The following is an 18516-nucleotide window of genomic DNA, read 5'->3' as shown; positions in this document are numbered from 1 at the left end:
GACAGTGAAATTAAAAAACATGCCTTCTAACGGTGTCAGTTTTTCCATAGCGTCACAGACGTCCTGGGCGCCCGGCCTTGAAACAGAAGCAGACTGGCTGGCCTGGGCCGACGGCAATCCGACTTCCGCCGAGCGACGAGAGCCTGACCTCAGCGCCTTGCCCGCCAATGTGCGTCGACGCGCCAGCGCCGCCGGAAAAATGGCGCTGAAAGTTGCCTCGGCGTGTCTGGGTGTGCAAGCCAGTATTCCGGTGGTATTTGCCTCGCGCGATGGAGAATGCGCACGGGCAGTCGACTTGTTGCAGGAACTGGCGGGCAACGTACCGATGTCGCCGGCTGCATTCAGTTTGTCGGTACACAATGCCAGCGCAGGCCTGCTGTCGATTGCCCGCAACGATCACGGCAACAATATTGCCATCGCTGCCGGACCGGACACCATTGAACACGCTGTCATTGACGCCTGTGGCTTGCTGGCTGACGGTGCGCCGCAAGTGCTGCTAGTCGCCTTCGACAGTAAGCTGCCCGAGGTGTTTTCTGCCTATCACGGCGGCGGTCAGGCATTTGCCTGGGCCTGGCTGCTACAACCGGCGCAATCGGACTGTATCCGCTTGACCTGGAGGGCGCAGGACAAGAATGCCGCCGGTAACGTAGATGAACGCGCAGATGACTACGCAGATGAGCGCGCGGACGATCTCCCCGTGGAAGCGGCCGGATTACAAATTCTGCGTTTCCGTTTGCGTCGGGAACCGTCTCTGGAGCGTAGGGGCAACGGGAAAATGTGGCGCTGGAGCCATCATGCTTGAAGGCTGCCGCAGAACTATCGACCAAAGCTGGCGCATCGTCGGCACCGGCCTGAGTTTTGTCGCCTTCGGCTTGGGCGGATTGCTATGGAGAGTGGGCATTTGCCCCCTAATGGATTTAACGGTAAGAGACCCGCAACGACGCGCTGAACTGGCAAGGGAGAGCATCGGCCTGTCTTTCCGCATTTTTATTAATGTGATGCGCTTCTTAGGCGTCATCCGCTACCGGATCAGCGGACTGGAGCGCTTGCAAAGGCGCGGTTTGCTCATTATTGCCAATCATCCAACTCTGATTGACACCGTATTTTTAATGGCCTTTGCCGGACAGACCAATTGCATTATTAACAATTCCCTGTGGAATAACCCCTTCATGCGCGGCCCTTTGCGCACAGCGGGTTACCTGCGCAATAACCACGGTCCTGAACTCATGGCCGACTGCATGGCGATTTTGCAAGCTGGCGGCAACCTGATCATCTTTCCGGAGGGCTCGCGCACGCCCACCGATGGTCAGATCCGCTTCAAACGCGGCGCGGCCAATCTGGCGGTGCGCGGCGGCTTCGATGTCACGCCGGCCATCATCCGCTGCACACCGGCCACGTTGAGCAAGGGCGGGAAGTGGTGGCAGGTGCCAGCCACAGTCGCTTGCTTCGATATCCAGATTCAAGCGGATATAGAGACACACCCTATCGTGTCGCAACAGGCCAATCCCGCCATGGCGGCAAGACACCTGAGCGATTATTTGCAAACCTATTTCATCCAAGAAAGCCAAGTCCATGCAACAACTTGAAGAAGAAATCAAGCGCGTCATCATCGCCGTACTCCAGCTGGAAGACCTGAACCCAGCCGACATCAATAGCGCCGCGCCCCTGTTCGGATCGGGTCCCGGCCTCGGGCTCGACTCCATCGACGCGCTGGAACTCGGCGTTGCCTTGCAAAAGCGCTACGGCATTGCCTTTTCCGCGAATTCGGAAGATACCCGCCGGCATTTCGCTTCCGTGCAGACGCTGGCAACCCTCATCAACGGCAACCAACAACCAGCAAAGGCCCCCGCATGACAACGTTACTCAATGTCCACGACATGAACCGCGACCAGCTGTACCTCTGGATTGTGGACATGCTGCACGACATGTTTGAAATCGACAAAACCAATATCCAGCTGGAATCGAATTTATATGCCGATCTCGACATCGACAGCATCGATGCGGTCGATATTGTCGTGAAACTGAGCCAGTCGACCGGAAAGCGCCTGCAGCCGGAAGTTTTTCGCAGCGTGCGCACCGTGCAGGACATCGTCAATGTCATCGAAACCCTGAAGGCCGATGAAAAAGCATGATCTCTGGACCCTTCCGGTCCTCCTCCTTACCCTGCTCTATCCCTTGCTCATCTGGCTGGCAGACGGCCATGTCGAGCCGCGATGGATGGCCTTGCTGCTGGCCGCCGTTGCCGCTGCGCGTCTACTGACCATGCGTAGTGTCCGAGGACGCGGCTGGTGGGCTATCGCCCTGCTGGCGCTGACCGCGCTGATTTTCTGGGGCAACGCCGCCCTGCCGCTCAAGCTCTACCCGGTAGCGGTCAGCGTAGCCATGCTCGCGTTATTCGGCTATAGCCTCATCTATCCGCCCTCTTTTATCGAACGCATGGCACGTCTGAAAGAACCGGATTTACCCCCACAAGCGGTGGCCTACACCCGTCGTGTCACGCAAATCTGGTGTGTCTTTTTTATCATCAACGGCAGCATTGCCCTGGCGACCGCGCTGTGGATGTCGGCTGCCGTCTGGTCGCTGTACACCGGCGTCATTTCCTATGGCTTGATGGCCACGCTTTTCTGCGGCGAATATCTGGTACGGATTCGGGTCAGGCGGCAATACCATGTCTGAAGTTATCGACATGCTGCGCGTACCTTTTTCAGACAGGCCGCCAGAACAGCTCATTGCCTGGCGCGGTCAGCAAGCGGTCAGCCACCTTCAATTCCAACAACAGGTAGCGGCCTGGCACGCCTTTTTGCAACAACATCCCGGCCGCAAGTTTGCCCTCTATAGTAATGACAGCGTGGCCTTCGCTGGCATCCTGTTCGGCGCATGGCAGGCTGGCAAAACCATCGTCCTGCCCGGCGATATGCTGCCCGCCACCTGTCGCGCCCTGAGTCTGGAAGTGGACGCCTACCTCGGTGATTTTGACGCTGCGTGGTCGCCCTTGAGCTTGCCGTTGTCACAGGAACTGCCAGCAGACACCCCATCGCTGAATGCGCTCGATCCCGATCTGATCGGTCTGGTAGTACACACCTCCGGCAGCACCGGCACCCCGCGCGCCATTCCCAAAAAATTAGCGCAACTGGCGGCGGAAGTGGCCTCGCTGGAAAATCTGTTCGGCGATCAGCTCGGATCGGCCGACGTTATCGCCACCGTTTCGCATCAGCACATCTACGGACTGCTCTTCAAAGTGCTGTGGCCGCTGAGCGCCGGACGCGCCATGCACGCCGAGCAGATTCTCTTTCCCGAGGAACTGGCCGCTGCCTTGTCGCGCCGCAATTGCCTGCTGGTGGCCAGCCCGGCGCAACTGAAACGCTTCCCCGATAGTCCCGTCGCCTTCGACAACACCCACCTGCGCGCCGTGTTTTCCTCCGGCGGCCCGCTGTCGCTGGCAAGCGCACAGACCAGCGCCCAGCGTTTCGGATGCGTGCCGATAGAAATTTACGGCAGCTCCGAAACCGGCGGCATTGCCTGGCGTCAGCGCGCAGGCGTCCCCGTAGTCGATGAAAGCTGGCAAGCGATGCCGGGCGTGTGCTTCCGTATCGTGGACGACAGCAAGCAATCCGACCCCAACACCGATACCGGTACCGATACCGACCCGGCAAACTCAGGCACGCTGGAAATTAGCTCCCCCCATTTACCCGACCTTGCATGGCTGAAGATGGCCGATAGCGCAACGCCAGCGGACAAGGGCCGATTTTTCCTGCAAGGCCGCAGCGACCGCATCGTCAAACTGGAAGAAAAACGCATCTCCCTCGACGTCATAGAACAGCGCCTGTGCAGCTCGCCACTGGTGCTTCAGGCGCACACACTGGTCAGCGAAGGCCCGGGAACGCGGCAACGCATTGCCGCCTTCATTGTCCTCAGTGAGGAAGGTCGGCACATCCTCGCCGCCAAGGGGAAAATCGCTCTCAACCAAAGCCTGCGCGACGTACTGGCCGACACCGTGGAACCGGTCGCCCTGCCGCGCCGCTGGCGCTATCCCGACGCCCTGCCCGTCAACACCCAGGGGAAAATTTCCCATGCCGCCTTGCTGGCCCTGCTCGATCCGCCTGCCCGTCCCACCGAGCCACATTACATCGTACTCAAGCAAGAGGCGCAGCATCTCCTCATGCAACTGAGCATTGCCGCCGACCTGCATTACTTCGACGGCCATTTTCAGAATGCCCCTGTGCTGCCGGGCGTAGCGCAGGTCGAGTGGGCGATTCTCTATGCACAGCACCATTTCGCTATGCCCCCGCTGTTCACCGGCATGCAGGCGCTCAAATTCCAGCGCGTGATCCGTCCCGGCGACACCGTCATGCTGCAACTGGACTACGACCCCCTCAAATCCGTACTGAGCTTCCGTTTTTACACCGGTGACGCCCCACATTCCAGCGGTCGTATTTCCTTTGGAGCCTCATCATGAATCTGTGCGCCGTCATTCCCGTCTACGACCATGAAGAGGCAATCGACGCTGTGGTCAACGCCGTCCTCGCGCAAGGCTTGCCTTGCATTCTGGTCGACGACGGCAGCAGCGTCCTCTGCGCGCGCACGCTGGATCGGATCGTCCGCGCCGCGCCGGATAAAGTCACTCTATTGCGCCATCCGCACAATCAGGGCAAAGGCGCCGCCGTCGTGAGCGGTATGCGGCATGCCGCTGCCAGTGGCTATAGCCATGCACTGCAAATCGACGCCGACGGCCAGCACGCCAGCACCGATATTCCGCGTTTTATCGCCGCAGCGACGGCGCATCCGCAAGCCGTCATCGCCGGCTGTCCGCAATACGACGACAGCGTACCCGGGCTGCGTTTTTATGCACGCTACCTGACCCATGTCTGGGTCTGGATCAACACCCTCTCGTTCGCCATCCGCGATTCCATGTGCGGTTTCCGTCTCTACCCTTTACCGGCGTTCATGCGACTGGCAGAGCAACACCGCATCGGCCGGCACATGGATTTCGATACCGATGTGCTGGTCCGGCTGTATTGGGACGGTCTGGAGGTCATCAACCTGCCCACCCGCGTGGTTTACCCCACCGATGGCGTCTCGCATTTTCGGATGGTGCGCGACAACGTGCTCATTACCTGCATGCACAGCCGTCTGTTTTTCGGCATGCTGCGACGCTTTCCCCAATTATTGATCCGCACCCTCTCACGCACCAAAGGCGCGCCATGAAGCCCCGAACCAGGCACTGGGCGCAAATCGACGAAGTGACTTTCGTCGCCGGCATGCGGCTGCTGTTCCTTATTTATCGCTACGGTGGAAAATGGCCGTTCCGGGTGCTGCTGTATCCGGTGCTGGGGTGGTACATGCTCACCAATCCGGCCGCACGCAAGGCATCGAAAACCTATCTCGATCAGCTGCATGCGTTTGCGCCGGATGCGCCGGTAGCCACCGGCTTGCCCGGCGTCCTGCGCCACTTCGCCGCCTTCGCCGAAAGCCTGCTCGACAAGATGCTGCTATGGGGCGGGCAACTCAAGCTCGACGATATCCGCTATATCGGGCAGGAAGCGATCCTGGACAACATCGCGCAGCAACGCGGCGGGCTGCTGATCTGCGCCCATTTGGGCAATCTGGAATTATGCCGCCTCGCCGCCCGACTATGCCCGGGGCTGAAAATGACGGTACTGGTGCATACCAAACATGCGCAAGCCTTCAACCGCCTGCTGGCCAGTCTGGACCCCGACAGCCAGCTCAACCTGATGCAAGTCACGGAAATCACGCCCTTTACCGCGCTGCAATTAAAGGAAAAAGTGTCCCGTGGCGAATTCGTCGTCATTGCCGGCGACCGCATTCCGGTCTCACCCGGGCCGCGTGTGGCCTTCGCCGATTTCCTGGGCAAACGCGCACCGTTTCCGGTCGGCCCTTACGTGCTGGCCAGCGTGCTGGAATGCCCGGTCTACCTGATGTTTTCCCAGCGCCTGCCGACCGGCGCCGAGTTTCACTTCGAACTCTTCTGCGAGCAGCTCCTGCTACCGCGCAAAAATCGCACATTGCTACTGGATGTAATGGTGGCCGACTACGCCGCACGACTGACGCACCACTGCCTGCGCACCCCGCTGCAATGGTTCAATTTTTACGATTTCTGGGTTTTACCCGATACCGGTGACCACCATGCCCCTCACTGAACTGTCTCCCTCCGCACGCTGCGTCACTTTCGACCGCCATCCGCTGACAATTGAAGATATCGCCGACCTCGCCCTGCGCGATGCGTCCGCCGCGTTGTCCGACGCTGCCCCATTCCGGGCGCATATTCAGCGCGGTGCCGATTTCCTCGACCGCTTATTGCGCGAAGACGGCGTGGTCTATGGCGTCACTACCGGTTATGGCGATTCCTGCACCGTCACCGTACCGCCGGAACTGGTGGCCGAACTACCCCATCATCTCTACACCTATCACGGCTGCGGACTAGGAACGCCGTTCACGCCCCAACAGACGCGGGCGATCCTGGCGGTCAGACTGGTCTCGCTGTCAAAAGGCTATTCCGGCGTCAGTGTCGGTCTGCTGCAACAACTGGCCGCGCTGCTGCAACACGATCTGCTGCCGGTCATTCCCTGCGAGGGATCGGTCGGTGCCAGCGGCGACCTGACGCCGCTGTCCTATGTGGCCGCCGTCTTGTGCGGCGAACGTCAGGTGTGGGGCGACGGCGGCACCACCGTTGCCGCCGCGCAAGCCTTGCCAGCAGCAGGATTGACGCCGCTGCGGCTGCGTCCCAAAGAAGGTCTGGCGATCATGAACGGCACCGCCGTCATGACCGCGCTGGCCTGCCTCGCCTACCGGCGCGCCGACTACCTGACCCGTATCGCCACCCGCATTACCGCCATGGCCTCGTTCGCGCTCGACGGTAACGCCCACCACTTCGACGCCACCCTGTTTTCGGTTAAGCCTCACCCCGGCTTGCAGCAAATCGCCGCCTGGCTGCAAACCGACTTGCCCTGCGATCAGCCGCTGCGCAACGAAAAACGTCTGCAAGACCGCTATTCGATTCGCTGTGCGCCGCATGTAATCGGCGTACTGGCCGACGCCCTGCCGTGGATGCGTAACTCGATTGAAAATGAATTGAATAGCGCCAACGACAATCCCATCATCGACGCCGATAACGAGCGCGTGCTGCATGGTGGACATTTCTACGGCGGCCATATCGCCTTTGCGATGGACAGCATGAAAAACGCCGTCGCCAATATCGCCGACCTACTCGACCGCCAGATGGCCTTGCTGGTCGATAGCCGCTACAACAACGGCTTGCCGGCCAATCTGTCCGGCGCAACAGGGCCACGCGCCGCCATCAATCATGGTCTCAAGGCGCTGCAAATCAGCGTCTCGGCATGGACCGCCGAAGCGCTCAAGCTGACCATGCCCGCCTCGGTGTTTTCGCGCTCCACCGAATGCCACAATCAGGACAAAGTCAGCATGGGTACCATCGCCGCACGCGACTGCCTGCGCATCCTGGAACTGACCGAGCAAGTCGTGGCCGCGTTGCTGATCGCTGTGCGACAGGGAGTCTGGCTACGGGCTGAAATGCACCCCGACACCGGCGCGCACACGCTGGCCGATTTGCCGAATGGTCATCTGGCCGCCATGCAAAGCAGCCTGAGCGAGACCATCCCCGCCATTATCGAAGACCGCATGCTGCAGCCCGATCTGCTACAGCTACTCCACCACATCCGCACACAAGCCTGGGAGCTATACCGATGAATCAGCCACGCCGCCTGCTTGCCACCGTGATTTTACTGATGACTGCCTTCTCCCTTGCCATCTCCTCTGCCTCCTGGGCGGCAGCACCGGTGGCGCAAATTCAGGCCGCACTGGCCAAACCGGACATCCTGTGCGGCCACTTTGAACAAAGCAAACTGCTGACCGGGATTAAAAAACCGCTGCTGTCGAGCGGACGGTTTTGCGTCGTCGCCGGCAAAGGCGTGCTGTGGCGCACCTTGCTGCCGTTTCCCAATACCCTGCGCCTGACCCGCGACGAAATCGTGCAAAAGCAGGGTGAGCGGGTCGCAATGCGACTCGAAGCGACACAGGAACCGGTGGTCAAGATGATCAATGAAGTCCTGTTTTCGCTGTTGGCGGGCGATCTGGCGCAACTGGACAAGCTGTTTGAACTCGATGGTGCGATCAAGAACGGCCACTGGTCGGTCGCCCTCAAGGCGCGTCAACCGGCGTTGGCCAAAGCGCTGGGCGATGTGACGCTGGAAGGTGCGGCCTACGTCAATAAAGTGAGCTTGCGCGAAGTCGGCGGCGATAGCACCGACATCCTCTTTTCCGCCATCAACAGCGGAGCCGGTGCCATGAACGCGGAAGAAAAACGTGCATTTGATTAATAAACTACGTAATAAACTGCGTAATAAACTCCATAAGAAACTGCGCGGCCTGCCGCTGCTCTGGCTGCTGGTCGTCAGCCTGCTGCTGGGGCATAACGCCTCTCTCTGGCTAGGCCAGCGCAACGGCCCCGACACCAACATCCTGGCATTGCTGCCATCGGGACAACAGGACCCGGTCTTGCAGCAAGCTTTCCGTCAGATGGTGGATGCCGCCCAGCAACGCATGGTGGTGCTGATCGGTGCCGACGACTGGCCGCAAGCCGCCCGCGCCGCCGATGCCTATGACGCCGTGATCCGGCAGCATCCGGCGGTATTGCAATCCCCGGGCGACATTGGCCAGCAGGTGCAGAACGACTGGCTCAAAACTTTCACGCCGGCCCGGCTCAGGCTGCTGACCCCGGCGCAGCGCAGCGCATTGCAAACCGCCCCGCCGTCGCAATGGGTGGAAACGGCCTTGAGTGGTCTGTACGGCGCGTTTTCCGGTCCCAAACTCGGCTCCTGGCAAGATGATCCCTTCGGTCTGTTCAGCGGCTGGGTGCAGGAGAGAGCGCAGGAAACACCGGTGCGCCCGCGTGACGGCAAGCTCTTTGTAGAAAGCAAGGGCCGTTCGTATGCCGTGGTGTTGATGACGGTGCAGCAAGCCGCCTTTTCCATGGCCGCGCAAGACACCGTGCTGCCGGTGCTGGCCGACGCCGCAAAAGCGGCACGCCAATCCGCTCCCGACGTCGAAATCGTACAGGCCGGCATTTTGCTGCATGCCGCGGCCGCCAGTCGTCAGGCCAGCCATGAAATGTCGACCATAGGCATCGGTTCCCTGATCGGCATCCTGCTCATGATGTGGTGTAGTTTCCGCTCGCTCAAACCGATTGCGCTGATTGCCTTGTCGCTGCTGGTCGGCTGCCTCGGTGCGCTGTCGGTGAGCTGGCTGGTGTTCGGAAAAATCCATTTGCTCACGCTGGTATTCGGTGCCAGTCTGATCGGCATCGCGCAGGACTACAGCATTTACTTCCTCTGCGCCCGTCTCGGCACGCCCGCCACGCTGAGTTCGCCGCGCCTGATGCGACAGCTTGTGCCTGGCCTGGGGCTGATGCTGGCGGCGGCGCTGATCGGTTATTTTGGACTGGCGCTGACGCCCTTTCCCGGCATCCAGCAAATGGCGGTCTTTTCCAGCGCAGGGCTGGTGTTTGCGTGGCTGACCACGGTGTGCTGGTTGCCGTGGCTGGTGCGGGCCGATTCCTTTCAGACTACCGCGCTGGCCGACCGCTACAGCCTCAGCCTGCGTCACTGGCCGGTGCTGCGCTGGCACTGGAAAACGATGGCCGCCGCCGTCTTACTGGTCGCGCTGGCCATCGCTGGCCTGAGCCGCCTGACCGTGAGCGACGATATCCGCGCCTTGCAGACACCGAACAAAGTCCTGCTGGCCGACCAGCTCAAACTGGGAAAATTGCTCGATGCGCCGACGCCGGTGCAGTTTTATCTGGTGCAGGCCGCTTCCGCCGACGCCGTGCTGGCGCAGGAAGAATTACTGAAACAGCAACTCGCGCCCTTGATTGACGAGCACATCATCAGCGGCTATCAGGCGATCTCCAACTGGGTGCCTTCGAGCGGTGTGCAAAAAGCCAACCGCGCACTGGTCGAGCGCACGCTGCTGGCGACTGGCGGGCCGCTGACGGCCGTCGCAAAAGCCATAGGCGAAGAGCCAGCCTGGGCAGAGAAACTACGACAACATTTGCTACAGCAGACGTCTTTACTCACGCCCGACGATTTCCTTAAATCGCCTGCCGGTGAACCGTGGCGGCATCTGTGGCTGGGCAAAACGTCCAAGGGATACGCCAGCATCGTTGCGTTGCGCGGCCTGAACGACTATCGCAACCTGCCGCGACTGGCGCAACTGGCGCAATCGCCCCCATTAACACTATTAACGCCCTCTGCGCAAACTGGCTCGTCGGTACTGTGGATGGACAAGGCATCGGAAATTTCCTCAGTGCTGTCGTATTACCGCCAGACCATGAGCTGGGGCATTGTGGGGGCCTACCTTGCCATTTATCTGCTGCTATTGCTGCGCTATCGCCGCGCCGCCTGGCGTGTGATTGCACCGCCGGCGCTGGCCAGTCTGGGTGTGATCGCGCTGTTTGGCTGGTGCGGCATACCGCTGCAACTCTTCCATGTGCTGGCCTGCCTGCTGATTCTGGGACTGGGTGTCGATTACGGCATTTTCTTGCAGGAACCGGCGGACCGGCAACGTCGCTTTGCCTGGCTGACCGTGGGGCTATCGGCACTGAGCGCGCTGTTTTCCTTCGGCTTGCTGGCGCTGAGCGGCAGTCCCCCCTTGCATGCCTTCGGTTTGACCATGCTGCTGGGCATGGCGGCCATTTGGGGTCTTGCGCCCTGCTTTTCTCTTCCTTTGCTTACTCCAGAAAATAAGGATCAACATCATGTCCCCCATTGAACAATGCGATGTGCTCATCATCGGTGCCGGTCCGGCGGGTGCGGTCGCTGCGGCGCTCTTGCGTCAGCAGGGTCGGCAGGTTCTGGTGCTGGAACGCGAACAGTTCCCCCGCTTCAGCATAGGCGAAAGCCTGTTGCCGCAGAGCATGGAGTTTTTGGAGCAGGCCGGGATGCTGCAAACCGTGGTGGAAGCCGGTTTCCAATTCAAGAACGGGGCGGCTTTTGTGCAGGGCAATCGCTATACCGATTTCGATTTCCGCGACAAACATTGCGCCGGATGGGGTACGACTTATCAGGTGCAGCGCGCCGATTTCGACCAGCTGCTGGCGCAGCAGGCGGAACGTCAGGGCGCGGTCGTGCGCTATCGGCACACCGTCACGGCGGTGGACTTGTCGGCGCAGCGCCAGCGCACCACGGTACGCCATCCCGAGGGGCATGACTATGCGGTTGAGTCGCGCTTTCTGCTCGACGCCAGCGGCTTTGGCCGGGTACTGCCGCGACTCTTGCAACTGGAAACGCCGTCCGGATTTCCTGTACGCGGCGCGATTTTCACCCATATTGCTGACGGCATTCCCAGCGGCAGCTTCGACCGCAACAAAATCCGCATCACAGTGCATCCACAGCACCGTGACGTCTGGTACTGGCTGATCCCGTTTGCCAACGGGCGCTGTTCGATTGGCGTGGTGGCGGAAAGCAGTTTCCTGGCCGTCACGCCCGGTACGGAGACCGAACGTCTGCGCGAGCTGGTCGGCGAAGACCCCGCCCTGCGCGACTTGCTGCAACACGCTAGCTGGGACACCCCGGCGCGGCAGATTCAGGGCTATGCCGCCAACGTCAAATCCCTGTGGGGCGATGGCTATGCCTTGCTTGGCAACGCCGGCGAATTTCTCGATCCGATTTTTTCGTCGGGCATGACGATTGCCATGAAATCGGCGCAACTGGCAGCGGCCGTGCTGGAGCGTCAATTCGCCGGAATTGCAACCGATTGGGAAGCCGACTACGCCGTCCCCTTGAAACAAGGAGTCGATACCTTCCGCACCTTTGTCGATTCCTGGTACGCCGGCGGTTTTCAGGACGTGATTTTCCACGAGCAGCAAGAACCGCAGATCCGTCGCATGATTTCATCGATTCTGGCCGGCTATGCCTGGGACCGCAGCAATCCCTACGTCAGCGAAAGCAAGCGGCGGCTGGCGACATTGGAGCAGCTATGCGCATGAACTCAGGGACGATGAAATTCGGAACAATGAAATTCGGAACAATGAAATTCAGAGTGATGCAGGCACTGCGACGCGCAGCAAGCATAGGCAGTGTTTGCTGGCTGCTTGCCGCCTGCACGACGCCGCAACCGGATCAGCAGCCCGGTCGCCCCTCGGCAAGAATAGGTTTGCAACTCTCACCCGCTGCGCTGGGTGAAACACTCAGTCTGCAACAGCACCTTTCGGTGGAGCGCGACGGTCGCACCAATGAACTCGATACCGCGCTGGAAATCGATACTCAGCGCCTCGATCTGGTCGGACTGGCCGCTGGCAGGCGCGTGCTGACGCTGCATTACGACGGGAAAGAATTAACGACCTGGCGTCATGTCATGCTGCCGCAGCAGATCAAGGGCGAAGATGTGCTGGAAGACATTCAACTGACTTTATGGCCCGCCGCCGCCATCCGTGCCGCCTTGCCTGACGGCTGGACGCTGGAAGAACAGAACGGTCGCCGTATTGTGCGTCTAAAGGGCGAAGAGATTCTTCAGATCGACTATCCCGACCACAAAGCCTGGGGCGGGACGGTCATGCTGACCAATTACCGCTATCGTTATCGGCTGACCATTGAGTCGGTCGCCACTGCACCATGACTACGCCATGATGATCTATCTGAATGCCCTCGGCATGGTGTGTCCGCTGGGACAGACCCACACGGAAATCCATCGCCGCTTGTTTGCCGCTGACAGCGGCGTGGTCGCGACCAGTCACTATTCGCCGGGCAAAACCCTGTCTCTGGGACGTATTGCGCAAGACGATGCCGCCTTGCCGTCGGTGGCGCACTTGCCCTTGGGCCAGCAAAGCCGGAATAACCGGCTGGCATTGGCAGCGCTGGCGCAGATTCGTCACGAGGTCGATGCCGCTATCGCACGCTTCGGCGCGGACAGGATAGGCGTGATCGTCGGCACCAGCACCTCCGGCATCGCCGAGGGTGAGGCGGCATTCAGCCACCATCTGCAACAGGGAGTCTTCCCGCCCGAATTCGATTACGCCCAGCAAGAACTGGGATCGGTAGCGCAAGCACTGGCGCAAACGCTGGGAGTGAGCGGCCCCGCTTACGTGCATTCCAGCGCCTGCGCATCCAGCGCCAAAGCCATGGCTAGTGCGGCGCGTCTGATCCGCATGGGGCTGTGCGACGCGGTCATCAGCGGCGGGGTCGATTCCCTGTGCCGCTTTACTGTCGGCGGTTTTGACGCGCTGCAATCGCTCAGTGAAAGCCGCTGCAATCCCCTGAGCGCGCATCGGAATGGCATCAATATCGGCGAAGGCGCAGCGCTGTTTCTGATGAGCAGCCAACCGGCAACCGTGGCTTTGCGTGGTTGGGGCGAGTCGTCTGATGCCTACCATATCTCATCCCCCGATCCTGAAGGCGGCGGTGCGCGATTGGCGATTGCGCAGGCGCTGTCGCGGGCGGACATTAGCGCCGGGGATATTGAGTACATCAATCTGCATGGCACGGCTACGCCGCAAAATGACGCCATGGAGTCGAAGGTGATCCATGGCCTGTTCGGCGAACATCTTCCCGTCAGTTCCACCAAGCCGCTGACCGGCCATGCTCTCGGCGCGGCCAGCGCGGTAGAAGCCGGGCTGTGCTGGCTGACGATGCAGGACGACAACGCCGAAGGCCGCTTGCCGCCGCACCTGTGGGATGGGGTGGCCGATTCCGCTTTGCCAGCCTTGCAAGTGGTGGCGCCCGGATTCAGGCTGGGCCATCCGCCGCGCTGGGTGCTGAGTAATTCCTTTGCTTTTGGCGGAAGTAACGCTGTACTGATTTTCGGGAGAAGCTGACGTGGAAATGCCGGATGTTCACTTGGTCGTACCGCATAGCGGCGCCATGTCCTTGCTCGATCGCATCGTAGAGGCCGACGAAAAAACTCTGTGCGCGGAGGTGGATATCCATCCGTCCGTGATGTTTTATGGCGCGCAGGGCGTGGGGGCCTGGATCGGTATCGAATACATGGCGCAAACTATCGCTGCCCAGGCGGGTTACCATGCGCGGCGGCAAGGCGAAGCGATCAGGATAGGCTTCCTGCTGGGAACCCGCCGTTACGTAGCGCATTGCTCTTTTTTTGCACCCGGCCGTACCCTGCAAGTGCGTGCCAGCCGGCTGCTGAAAGCGGAAAATGGGCTGGGTTCTTTCGATTGCACGGTGTCGGACAAACAAACACAGCAAGTACTGGCTCAGGCGATCTTGACCGTCTTTCAGCCGGATGATGCGGAACAATTTCTCAAAGGAAATGCGGAATGACTAGCGCAGCAGACAACACACCCGCTGAAACGGTACTGGTTACCGGTTCCAGCCGAGGCATAGGCAAGGCGATTGCCTTGCGGCTGGCGCGTGACGGCTACGACATCGTGCTGCATTGCCATCTTCAGCGCGACGCTGCCGACGCCGTGGCACAGGAGATCAGGGCGCTGGGGCGTGCGGTCAGAATCGTGCAATTCGATGTGTCGGACCGGGCCGCCGCCGCCGCTATTCTCTTGCAGGATGTGGAACAGCACGGCTGCTATTACGGCATTGTCTGCAACGCCGGAATTGCGCGTGACCATGCCTTTCCGGCGATGCCGGGGGAAGACTGGGACAGCGTGCTGAGAACCAATCTGGATGGTTTTTACAATGTCCTGCATCCGCTGACGATGCCGATGGTGCATCGCCGTCAGCCGGGCCGTATCGTCACGCTGGCCTCGGTGTCGGGACTGGTGGGCAATCGCGGGCAAGTCAATTACAGCGCCGCCAAGGCCGGCATTATCGGTGCGACCAAGGCCTTGGCGCTGGAACTGGCGAAGCGGCAGATTACGGTCAATTGCGTTGCGCCGGGTTTAATCGATACTGACATGACGCAGGATGCGCCGCTGGAAGAAATGCTGAAAATGGTGCCGCTGCGGCGCATCGGCAAACCGGAGGAAGTGGCTGCCGCCGTTGCCTTTCTGATGAGCGAAGACGCGGCCTACATCACGCGGCAGGTGATTTCGGTCAACGGAGGTCTTGCATGAGGCTCGCTCAGGAACGTCGCGTCGTCGTGACCGGCATGGCTGGTATCAGCCCTATCGGCAATGACTGGGCGGCGGTGCAGGAGAAACTCCACAGCTACCGCAATGCCGTAGTGCGCATGGACGAATGGGATGCCTACGATGGCTTGCATACGCGGCTGGGCGCACCGGCGGCGGCATTCGCTTTGTCCGACCGCTATAACCGCAAATCCATGCGCAGCATGGGCAGAGTCGCCGTGATGGCGACCCGCGCCAGCGAGTTGGCGCTGGCCGATGCCGGTTTGCTGGACGATCCGCTGCTGCAAAGCGGTCATGTCGGAATTGCTTACGGTTCTTCTGCCGGCACGCCCGACGCGATTGCCGATTTCAGCATGATGTTTGCCGAAAAAAGCACGCGCAACATTAATGCCAATACCTATCTGAAAATGATGGCGCATACCGCGCCGGTCAATATGGGGGTGTTTTTTGGCATTACCGGTCGCATCATTACCACCTCCAGCGCCTGCACCTCGGGCAGTCAGGGTCTGGGCTATGCCTATGAAACGATACGCAGCGGCCGTCAGCGGATCATGATTGCCGGGGGTTCCGATGAGTTATGCGCCAGCGAAGCGGCGGTGTTCGATACCTTGTATGCCACCAGCACCGTCAACGACACGCCGCAACTGACGCCCCGCCCTTTCGATGCGCAGCGCGACGGTCTGGTGCTGGGCGAAGGGGCAGGCAGTCTGATACTGGAAGAGCTGGAACATGCGCAGGCGCGCGGTGCCAGAATCTATGCGGAACTGGTCGGTTTCGGCACCAACAGCGATGGCCGCCACATTACGAATCCCAACGTCGACACCATGAAAATCGCCATCGGGCTGGCGCTGGAGGATGCGGGTTTGCCGGCCTCGGCCATCGGCTACGTCAATGCGCACGGCACTGGCACCCAACATGGCGATGTGGCGGAATCGCAAGCGACCGCGCAGATTTTCGGTGCGGCAACGCCGGTCAGCTCGCTCAAAAGCTATATGGGACACACCCTAGGCGCGTGCGGGGCGCTGGAAGCCTGGATGAGCATTGAGATGATGCGCAACAACTGGTTTGCGCCGAATCTGAATTTAACTACGGTTGATCCGCTCTGCGGACAACTCGATTACATCGTCGGCGAAGGCCGGCGCATCGACTGCGAATACGTGATGTCGAATAATTTTGCGTTTGGCGGGATTAACACTTCGCTGATTTTCAAGCGGCATCCGTAAATGCGCGGCGCTTGAGTGGCAATTGCGCTAAAAATAAGCCGAAATTGAGTCCTCCTGTGAGCCAAAACCCTGCGCCCTGCGCCACTTTATGGCTGGTCGATGGCAATGCAATTCCCGCCGGACAATGGCCGCAGCAAGCTGTCTTGCTGGGCGTGAGCGAACAACAACGCCTGGCCTCTTTCGTCCGTCCCCGACGTGCGCAGGAATTTCTGCTGGGGCGATTGCTGCTGCGGCACGCCATTGCCGCGCTCGAAAACATTGATCCGGCATCCATCACGGTAATCGAGCAAGCCGGACAAGCACCTGCCCTTAGCCTTCCTCTTGGATGTACTGCGCCCCACTTTAGTCTTGCGCATAGTCAGGCTTGGGTAGCGTGCGTGGTCAGCGCGACCACTACCGTTGGACTCGATATAGAAATGCCGCGCGCCGGGCGCGATATCGAGGCGATCAGCCGGTCGGCATTCGCGCCGCAGGAGCATGCCTGGCTGATGCAGCAAACGGCAGCTGCCAGAGCGGGGGAATTTTATCGTTTATGGACGGCGAAAGAGGCGCGCTTCAAGCTGCACGGTACGGGCTTGCGGCAAGCGATCATCGATGAAAAGGGGGAGTTTTTACTAGCGCAGGCAGCGGGGGCAGCGTGGCATTGCACGATACCCCCTCACCCGCTCCTGTCTGTCTGCGTATGCAGCGACCAGGCTGTTGGCGCGGACCAGCCACTCAAGCGCATCGAATTGCCTTGGCAAGCGTTGCTGACGCGCCCTCCCTTGCGGGAGTCCTCCGAGCCGTCTTAGTCCTGCTTAATTATTCTTAGTTATTGACGGTTTTCATGCCTTCATCTGTGTAACGGCCGCCGGTGGCTGCGCCCATCGGGAAGATGGCTTCCAGCTCCGCCAGTTGCGCTTTGCTCAGCGATAAATTGAGCGCGCCGATATTTTCTTCCAGATAGCTACGGCGTTTGGTACCGGGAATAGGCACGATGTCATTGCCTTGTGCCAGTACCCAGGCCAGCGCCAGTTGTCCCGGTGTGCAGCCGTTTTTAGCGGCCAGTTCTTTGACTTTTTCGACCAGCAGCAGATTCTTGCTGAAGTTCTCGCCCTGAAAGCGCGGGGAATGACGGCGGTAGTCGTCTTTGGCGAATTGCTCCGGCGAAGTGATGGCACCGGTGAGAAATCCGCGTCCCAGCGGGCTATACGGCACGAAACCGATGCCTAGCTTGCGGCAGGTTGCCAGGATGTTTTGCTCGGGATCGCGCGTCCAGAGCGAGTATTCGGTTTGCAGCGCCGTGACCGGATGCACTTTGTGGGCGCGTTCCAGCGTTTCGGCCGAGGCTTCGGACAAGCCGATGTAACGGATTTTGCCGGCCTTGACCAGATCCGCCAGCGCGCCCATCGAATCTTCAATCGGTGTTTTCGGGTCGATACGGTGCTGGTAATAGAGGTCAATGGTTTCTATGCCCAGGCGTTTCAGACTACCTTCGACCGAGCTGCGGATGTAGTCCGGAGTGCCGTTGATGCCGCGCGCGGTCGGATTGCTGGTGTCGCGCACAATGCCGAATTTCGTGGCGATAAAAACCTGGTCGCGTTTTCCCTTGATCGCTTTGGCAATTAATTCTTCGTTGATGTAGGGGCCGTACATGTCGGCGGTATCGAGGAAGTTGATGCCCAGTTCGAGGGCGCGGTGAATGGTGGCGATGGATTCGGTGTCGTCGCGGTTGGCATAAAAATCGCTCATGCCCATGCAGCCAAGACCAATGGCGGAAACCGTGGGGCCGTTACCTAAGCGGCGGGTGCTGATGTTTGCGTTCATGTGCATAGTCCTTATCCAGAGTGAGAGGGGCAATGCTCGGTGCGAGTGTGCTTTCAAGCTCGCCGTACATGGCAATTTTCTTGTGCATGACGACCAGCGTGCTTTGCAAATCGGCGAGCGTGGCTTCCAGTGAAAGCGTGTGCTGTTCGAGCAGCGCTTTGCGTTCCGACACACTTTCCCGTTGATTTCCCAATCTGCGCAATTCGGCATAGCGCTGCATTTGCCGGATCGGTAAGCCGGTCGAGCGCAGCTTCAGCAAAAATTCTATCCACACCATGTCCTCTTGACGGTAAAGACGATGGCTATTGTCCTGGCGTGGAATCGGATCAATCAGACCGATGCGCTCGTAATAACGCAAGGTATGCACGGTCAGTCCGGTTGCTGCGGCAGCTTGTTGAATCGTCAGGGAAGTTGTCATGGATT

20 protein-coding genes are annotated in these 18516 nt (G+C 60.0%); 18 read left to right on the top strand and 2 right to left on the bottom strand.

Going from position 1 to position 18516, the window contains the following annotated elements; all coding sequences use genetic code 11:
* The first annotated feature begins 4 nt into the window (after nt 1-4).
* From RGU70_RS11450 to RGU70_RS11365, 18 genes are read left to right on the top strand one after another with little or no spacing between them, the layout of a single operon-like run.
* A complete protein-coding gene (locus RGU70_RS11450; protein WP_322210786.1) occupies nt 5-802 on the top strand; it encodes a beta-ketoacyl synthase chain length factor in 798 nt (265 codons plus the stop codon).
* The gene (locus RGU70_RS11445) at nt 795-1586 is read left to right on the top strand and encodes a lysophospholipid acyltransferase family protein (RefSeq protein WP_322209523.1); all 792 of its coding nucleotides are present in this window, start codon (nt 795-797) and stop codon (nt 1584-1586) included. Before RGU70_RS11450 ends, RGU70_RS11445 begins: the two co-directional genes overlap by 8 nt.
* Entirely contained in the window at nt 1573-1854 is a 282-nt protein-coding gene (locus tag RGU70_RS11440; protein WP_322209522.1) for a phosphopantetheine-binding protein, read from the top strand. Before RGU70_RS11445 ends, RGU70_RS11440 begins: the two co-directional genes overlap by 14 nt.
* A complete protein-coding gene (locus RGU70_RS11435) occupies nt 1851-2132 on the top strand; it encodes an acyl carrier protein (RefSeq protein WP_322209521.1) in 282 nt (93 codons plus the stop codon). The genes RGU70_RS11440 and RGU70_RS11435 overlap by 4 nt, the downstream gene beginning before the upstream one ends.
* Nucleotides 2119-2676, top strand: a complete 558-nt coding sequence (locus RGU70_RS11430) for a hypothetical protein (protein ID WP_322209520.1) — start codon at nt 2119-2121, stop codon at nt 2674-2676. The genes RGU70_RS11435 and RGU70_RS11430 overlap by 14 nt, the downstream gene beginning before the upstream one ends.
* Entirely contained in the window at nt 2669-4456 is a 1788-nt protein-coding gene (locus RGU70_RS11425) for an AMP-binding protein (protein ID WP_322209519.1), read from the top strand. The genes RGU70_RS11430 and RGU70_RS11425 overlap by 8 nt, the downstream gene beginning before the upstream one ends.
* Nucleotides 4453-5205 carry a glycosyltransferase family 2 protein gene (locus RGU70_RS11420; RefSeq protein WP_322209518.1) on the top strand — a complete coding sequence of 251 codons (753 nt, stop codon included), beginning with the start codon at nt 4453-4455 and terminating at the stop codon, nt 5203-5205. The genes RGU70_RS11425 and RGU70_RS11420 overlap by 4 nt, the downstream gene beginning before the upstream one ends.
* A complete protein-coding gene (locus RGU70_RS11415) occupies nt 5202-6158 on the top strand; it encodes an acyltransferase (protein WP_322209517.1) in 957 nt (318 codons plus the stop codon). The genes RGU70_RS11420 and RGU70_RS11415 overlap by 4 nt, the downstream gene beginning before the upstream one ends.
* On the top strand, nt 6145-7725 hold the full coding sequence (locus RGU70_RS11410) for an aromatic amino acid ammonia-lyase (RefSeq protein ID WP_322209516.1): 1581 nt from the start codon (nt 6145-6147) through the stop codon (nt 7723-7725). Before RGU70_RS11415 ends, RGU70_RS11410 begins: the two co-directional genes overlap by 14 nt.
* Nucleotides 7722-8354, top strand: a complete 633-nt coding sequence (locus RGU70_RS11405; RefSeq protein WP_416186511.1) for an outer membrane lipoprotein carrier protein LolA — start codon at nt 7722-7724, stop codon at nt 8352-8354. Before RGU70_RS11410 ends, RGU70_RS11405 begins: the two co-directional genes overlap by 4 nt.
* A complete protein-coding gene (locus RGU70_RS11400) occupies nt 8347-10803 on the top strand; it encodes an MMPL family transporter (protein ID WP_416186564.1) in 2457 nt (818 codons plus the stop codon). Before RGU70_RS11405 ends, RGU70_RS11400 begins: the two co-directional genes overlap by 8 nt.
* The gene (locus tag RGU70_RS11395) at nt 10790-12019 is read left to right on the top strand and encodes an NAD(P)/FAD-dependent oxidoreductase (protein WP_322209515.1); all 1230 of its coding nucleotides are present in this window, start codon (nt 10790-10792) and stop codon (nt 12017-12019) included. The genes RGU70_RS11400 and RGU70_RS11395 overlap by 14 nt, the downstream gene beginning before the upstream one ends.
* Before the next feature lie 41 nt (nt 12020-12060).
* Nucleotides 12061-12648, top strand: a complete 588-nt coding sequence (locus RGU70_RS11390) for a DUF3261 domain-containing protein (RefSeq protein WP_322209514.1) — start codon at nt 12061-12063, stop codon at nt 12646-12648.
* Nucleotides 12649-12655: 7 nt separating this feature from the next.
* Nucleotides 12656-13843: a beta-ketoacyl-ACP synthase gene (locus RGU70_RS11385; RefSeq protein WP_322209513.1), complete on the top strand. Its 1188-nt coding sequence runs from the start codon at nt 12656-12658 to the stop codon at nt 13841-13843.
* Between the two features lie 7 nt (nt 13844-13850).
* On the top strand, nt 13851-14303 hold the full coding sequence (locus RGU70_RS11380; RefSeq protein ID WP_322210783.1) for a hotdog family protein: 453 nt from the start codon (nt 13851-13853) through the stop codon (nt 14301-14303).
* Entirely contained in the window at nt 14300-15049 is a 750-nt protein-coding gene (fabG, locus tag RGU70_RS11375) for a 3-oxoacyl-ACP reductase FabG (protein WP_322209512.1), read from the top strand. The genes RGU70_RS11380 and fabG overlap by 4 nt, the downstream gene beginning before the upstream one ends.
* The gene (locus tag RGU70_RS11370) at nt 15046-16287 is read left to right on the top strand and encodes a beta-ketoacyl-ACP synthase (protein WP_322209511.1); all 1242 of its coding nucleotides are present in this window, start codon (nt 15046-15048) and stop codon (nt 16285-16287) included. Before fabG ends, RGU70_RS11370 begins: the two co-directional genes overlap by 4 nt.
* Before the next feature lie 56 nt (nt 16288-16343).
* Complete coding sequence (locus RGU70_RS11365; protein ID WP_322209510.1) at nt 16344-17078, top strand: 4'-phosphopantetheinyl transferase family protein; 735 nt, start codon at nt 16344-16346, stop codon at nt 17076-17078.
* Between the two features lie 16 nt (nt 17079-17094).
* On the opposite strand, the gene RGU70_RS11360 is transcribed toward RGU70_RS11365, so the two are convergent.
* Together RGU70_RS11360 and RGU70_RS11355 are read right to left on the bottom strand one after the other, a co-directional pair.
* Entirely contained in the window at nt 17095-18093 is a 999-nt protein-coding gene (locus RGU70_RS11360; protein ID WP_322209509.1) for an aldo/keto reductase, read from the bottom strand.
* Nucleotides 18059-18511 (bottom strand): MerR family transcriptional regulator, encoded by a 453-nt coding sequence (locus RGU70_RS11355; protein WP_322209508.1) that lies wholly within the window; start codon nt 18509-18511, stop codon nt 18059-18061. Before RGU70_RS11355 ends, RGU70_RS11360 begins: the two co-directional genes overlap by 35 nt.
* Nucleotides 18512-18516 lie beyond the last annotated feature (5 nt).

The organism is Herbaspirillum sp. RTI4, assembly GCF_034313965.1.
Taxonomy (GTDB): Bacteria; Pseudomonadota; Gammaproteobacteria; order Burkholderiales; family Burkholderiaceae_D; genus Herbaspirillum.
Note: the sequence above shows the minus strand (reverse complement) of the source record. Positions and strands in the feature narration are given on the sequence as shown.

Coding starts and splice junctions, on each gene's coding strand:
- RGU70_RS11395 (WP_322209515.1), top strand. CDS start 10,790: ATGTCCCCCATTGAACAATGCGATGTGCTCATCATCGGTGCCGGTCCG.
- RGU70_RS11415 (WP_322209517.1), top strand. CDS start 5,202: ATGAAGCCCCGAACCAGGCACTGGGCGCAAATCGACGAAGTGACTTTC.
- RGU70_RS11435 (WP_322209521.1), top strand. CDS start 1,851: ATGACAACGTTACTCAATGTCCACGACATGAACCGCGACCAGCTGTAC.
- RGU70_RS11430 (WP_322209520.1), top strand. CDS start 2,119: ATGAAAAAGCATGATCTCTGGACCCTTCCGGTCCTCCTCCTTACCCTG.
- RGU70_RS11370 (WP_322209511.1), top strand. CDS start 15,046: ATGAGGCTCGCTCAGGAACGTCGCGTCGTCGTGACCGGCATGGCTGGT.
- RGU70_RS11445 (WP_322209523.1), top strand. CDS start 795: ATGCTTGAAGGCTGCCGCAGAACTATCGACCAAAGCTGGCGCATCGTC.
- RGU70_RS11380 (WP_322210783.1), top strand. CDS start 13,851: ATGCCGGATGTTCACTTGGTCGTACCGCATAGCGGCGCCATGTCCTTG.
- RGU70_RS11440 (WP_322209522.1), top strand. CDS start 1,573: ATGCAACAACTTGAAGAAGAAATCAAGCGCGTCATCATCGCCGTACTC.
- RGU70_RS11405 (WP_416186511.1), top strand. CDS start 7,722: ATGAATCAGCCACGCCGCCTGCTTGCCACCGTGATTTTACTGATGACT.
- RGU70_RS11390 (WP_322209514.1), top strand. CDS start 12,061: ATGAAATTCAGAGTGATGCAGGCACTGCGACGCGCAGCAAGCATAGGC.
- RGU70_RS11355 (WP_322209508.1), bottom strand. CDS start 18,511: ATGACAACTTCCCTGACGATTCAACAAGCTGCCGCAGCAACCGGACTG.
- fabG (WP_322209512.1), top strand. CDS start 14,300: ATGACTAGCGCAGCAGACAACACACCCGCTGAAACGGTACTGGTTACC.
- RGU70_RS11425 (WP_322209519.1), top strand. CDS start 2,669: ATGTCTGAAGTTATCGACATGCTGCGCGTACCTTTTTCAGACAGGCCG.
- RGU70_RS11410 (WP_322209516.1), top strand. CDS start 6,145: ATGCCCCTCACTGAACTGTCTCCCTCCGCACGCTGCGTCACTTTCGAC.
- RGU70_RS11360 (WP_322209509.1), bottom strand. CDS start 18,093: ATGAACGCAAACATCAGCACCCGCCGCTTAGGTAACGGCCCCACGGTT.
- RGU70_RS11385 (WP_322209513.1), top strand. CDS start 12,656: ATGATGATCTATCTGAATGCCCTCGGCATGGTGTGTCCGCTGGGACAG.
- RGU70_RS11420 (WP_322209518.1), top strand. CDS start 4,453: ATGAATCTGTGCGCCGTCATTCCCGTCTACGACCATGAAGAGGCAATC.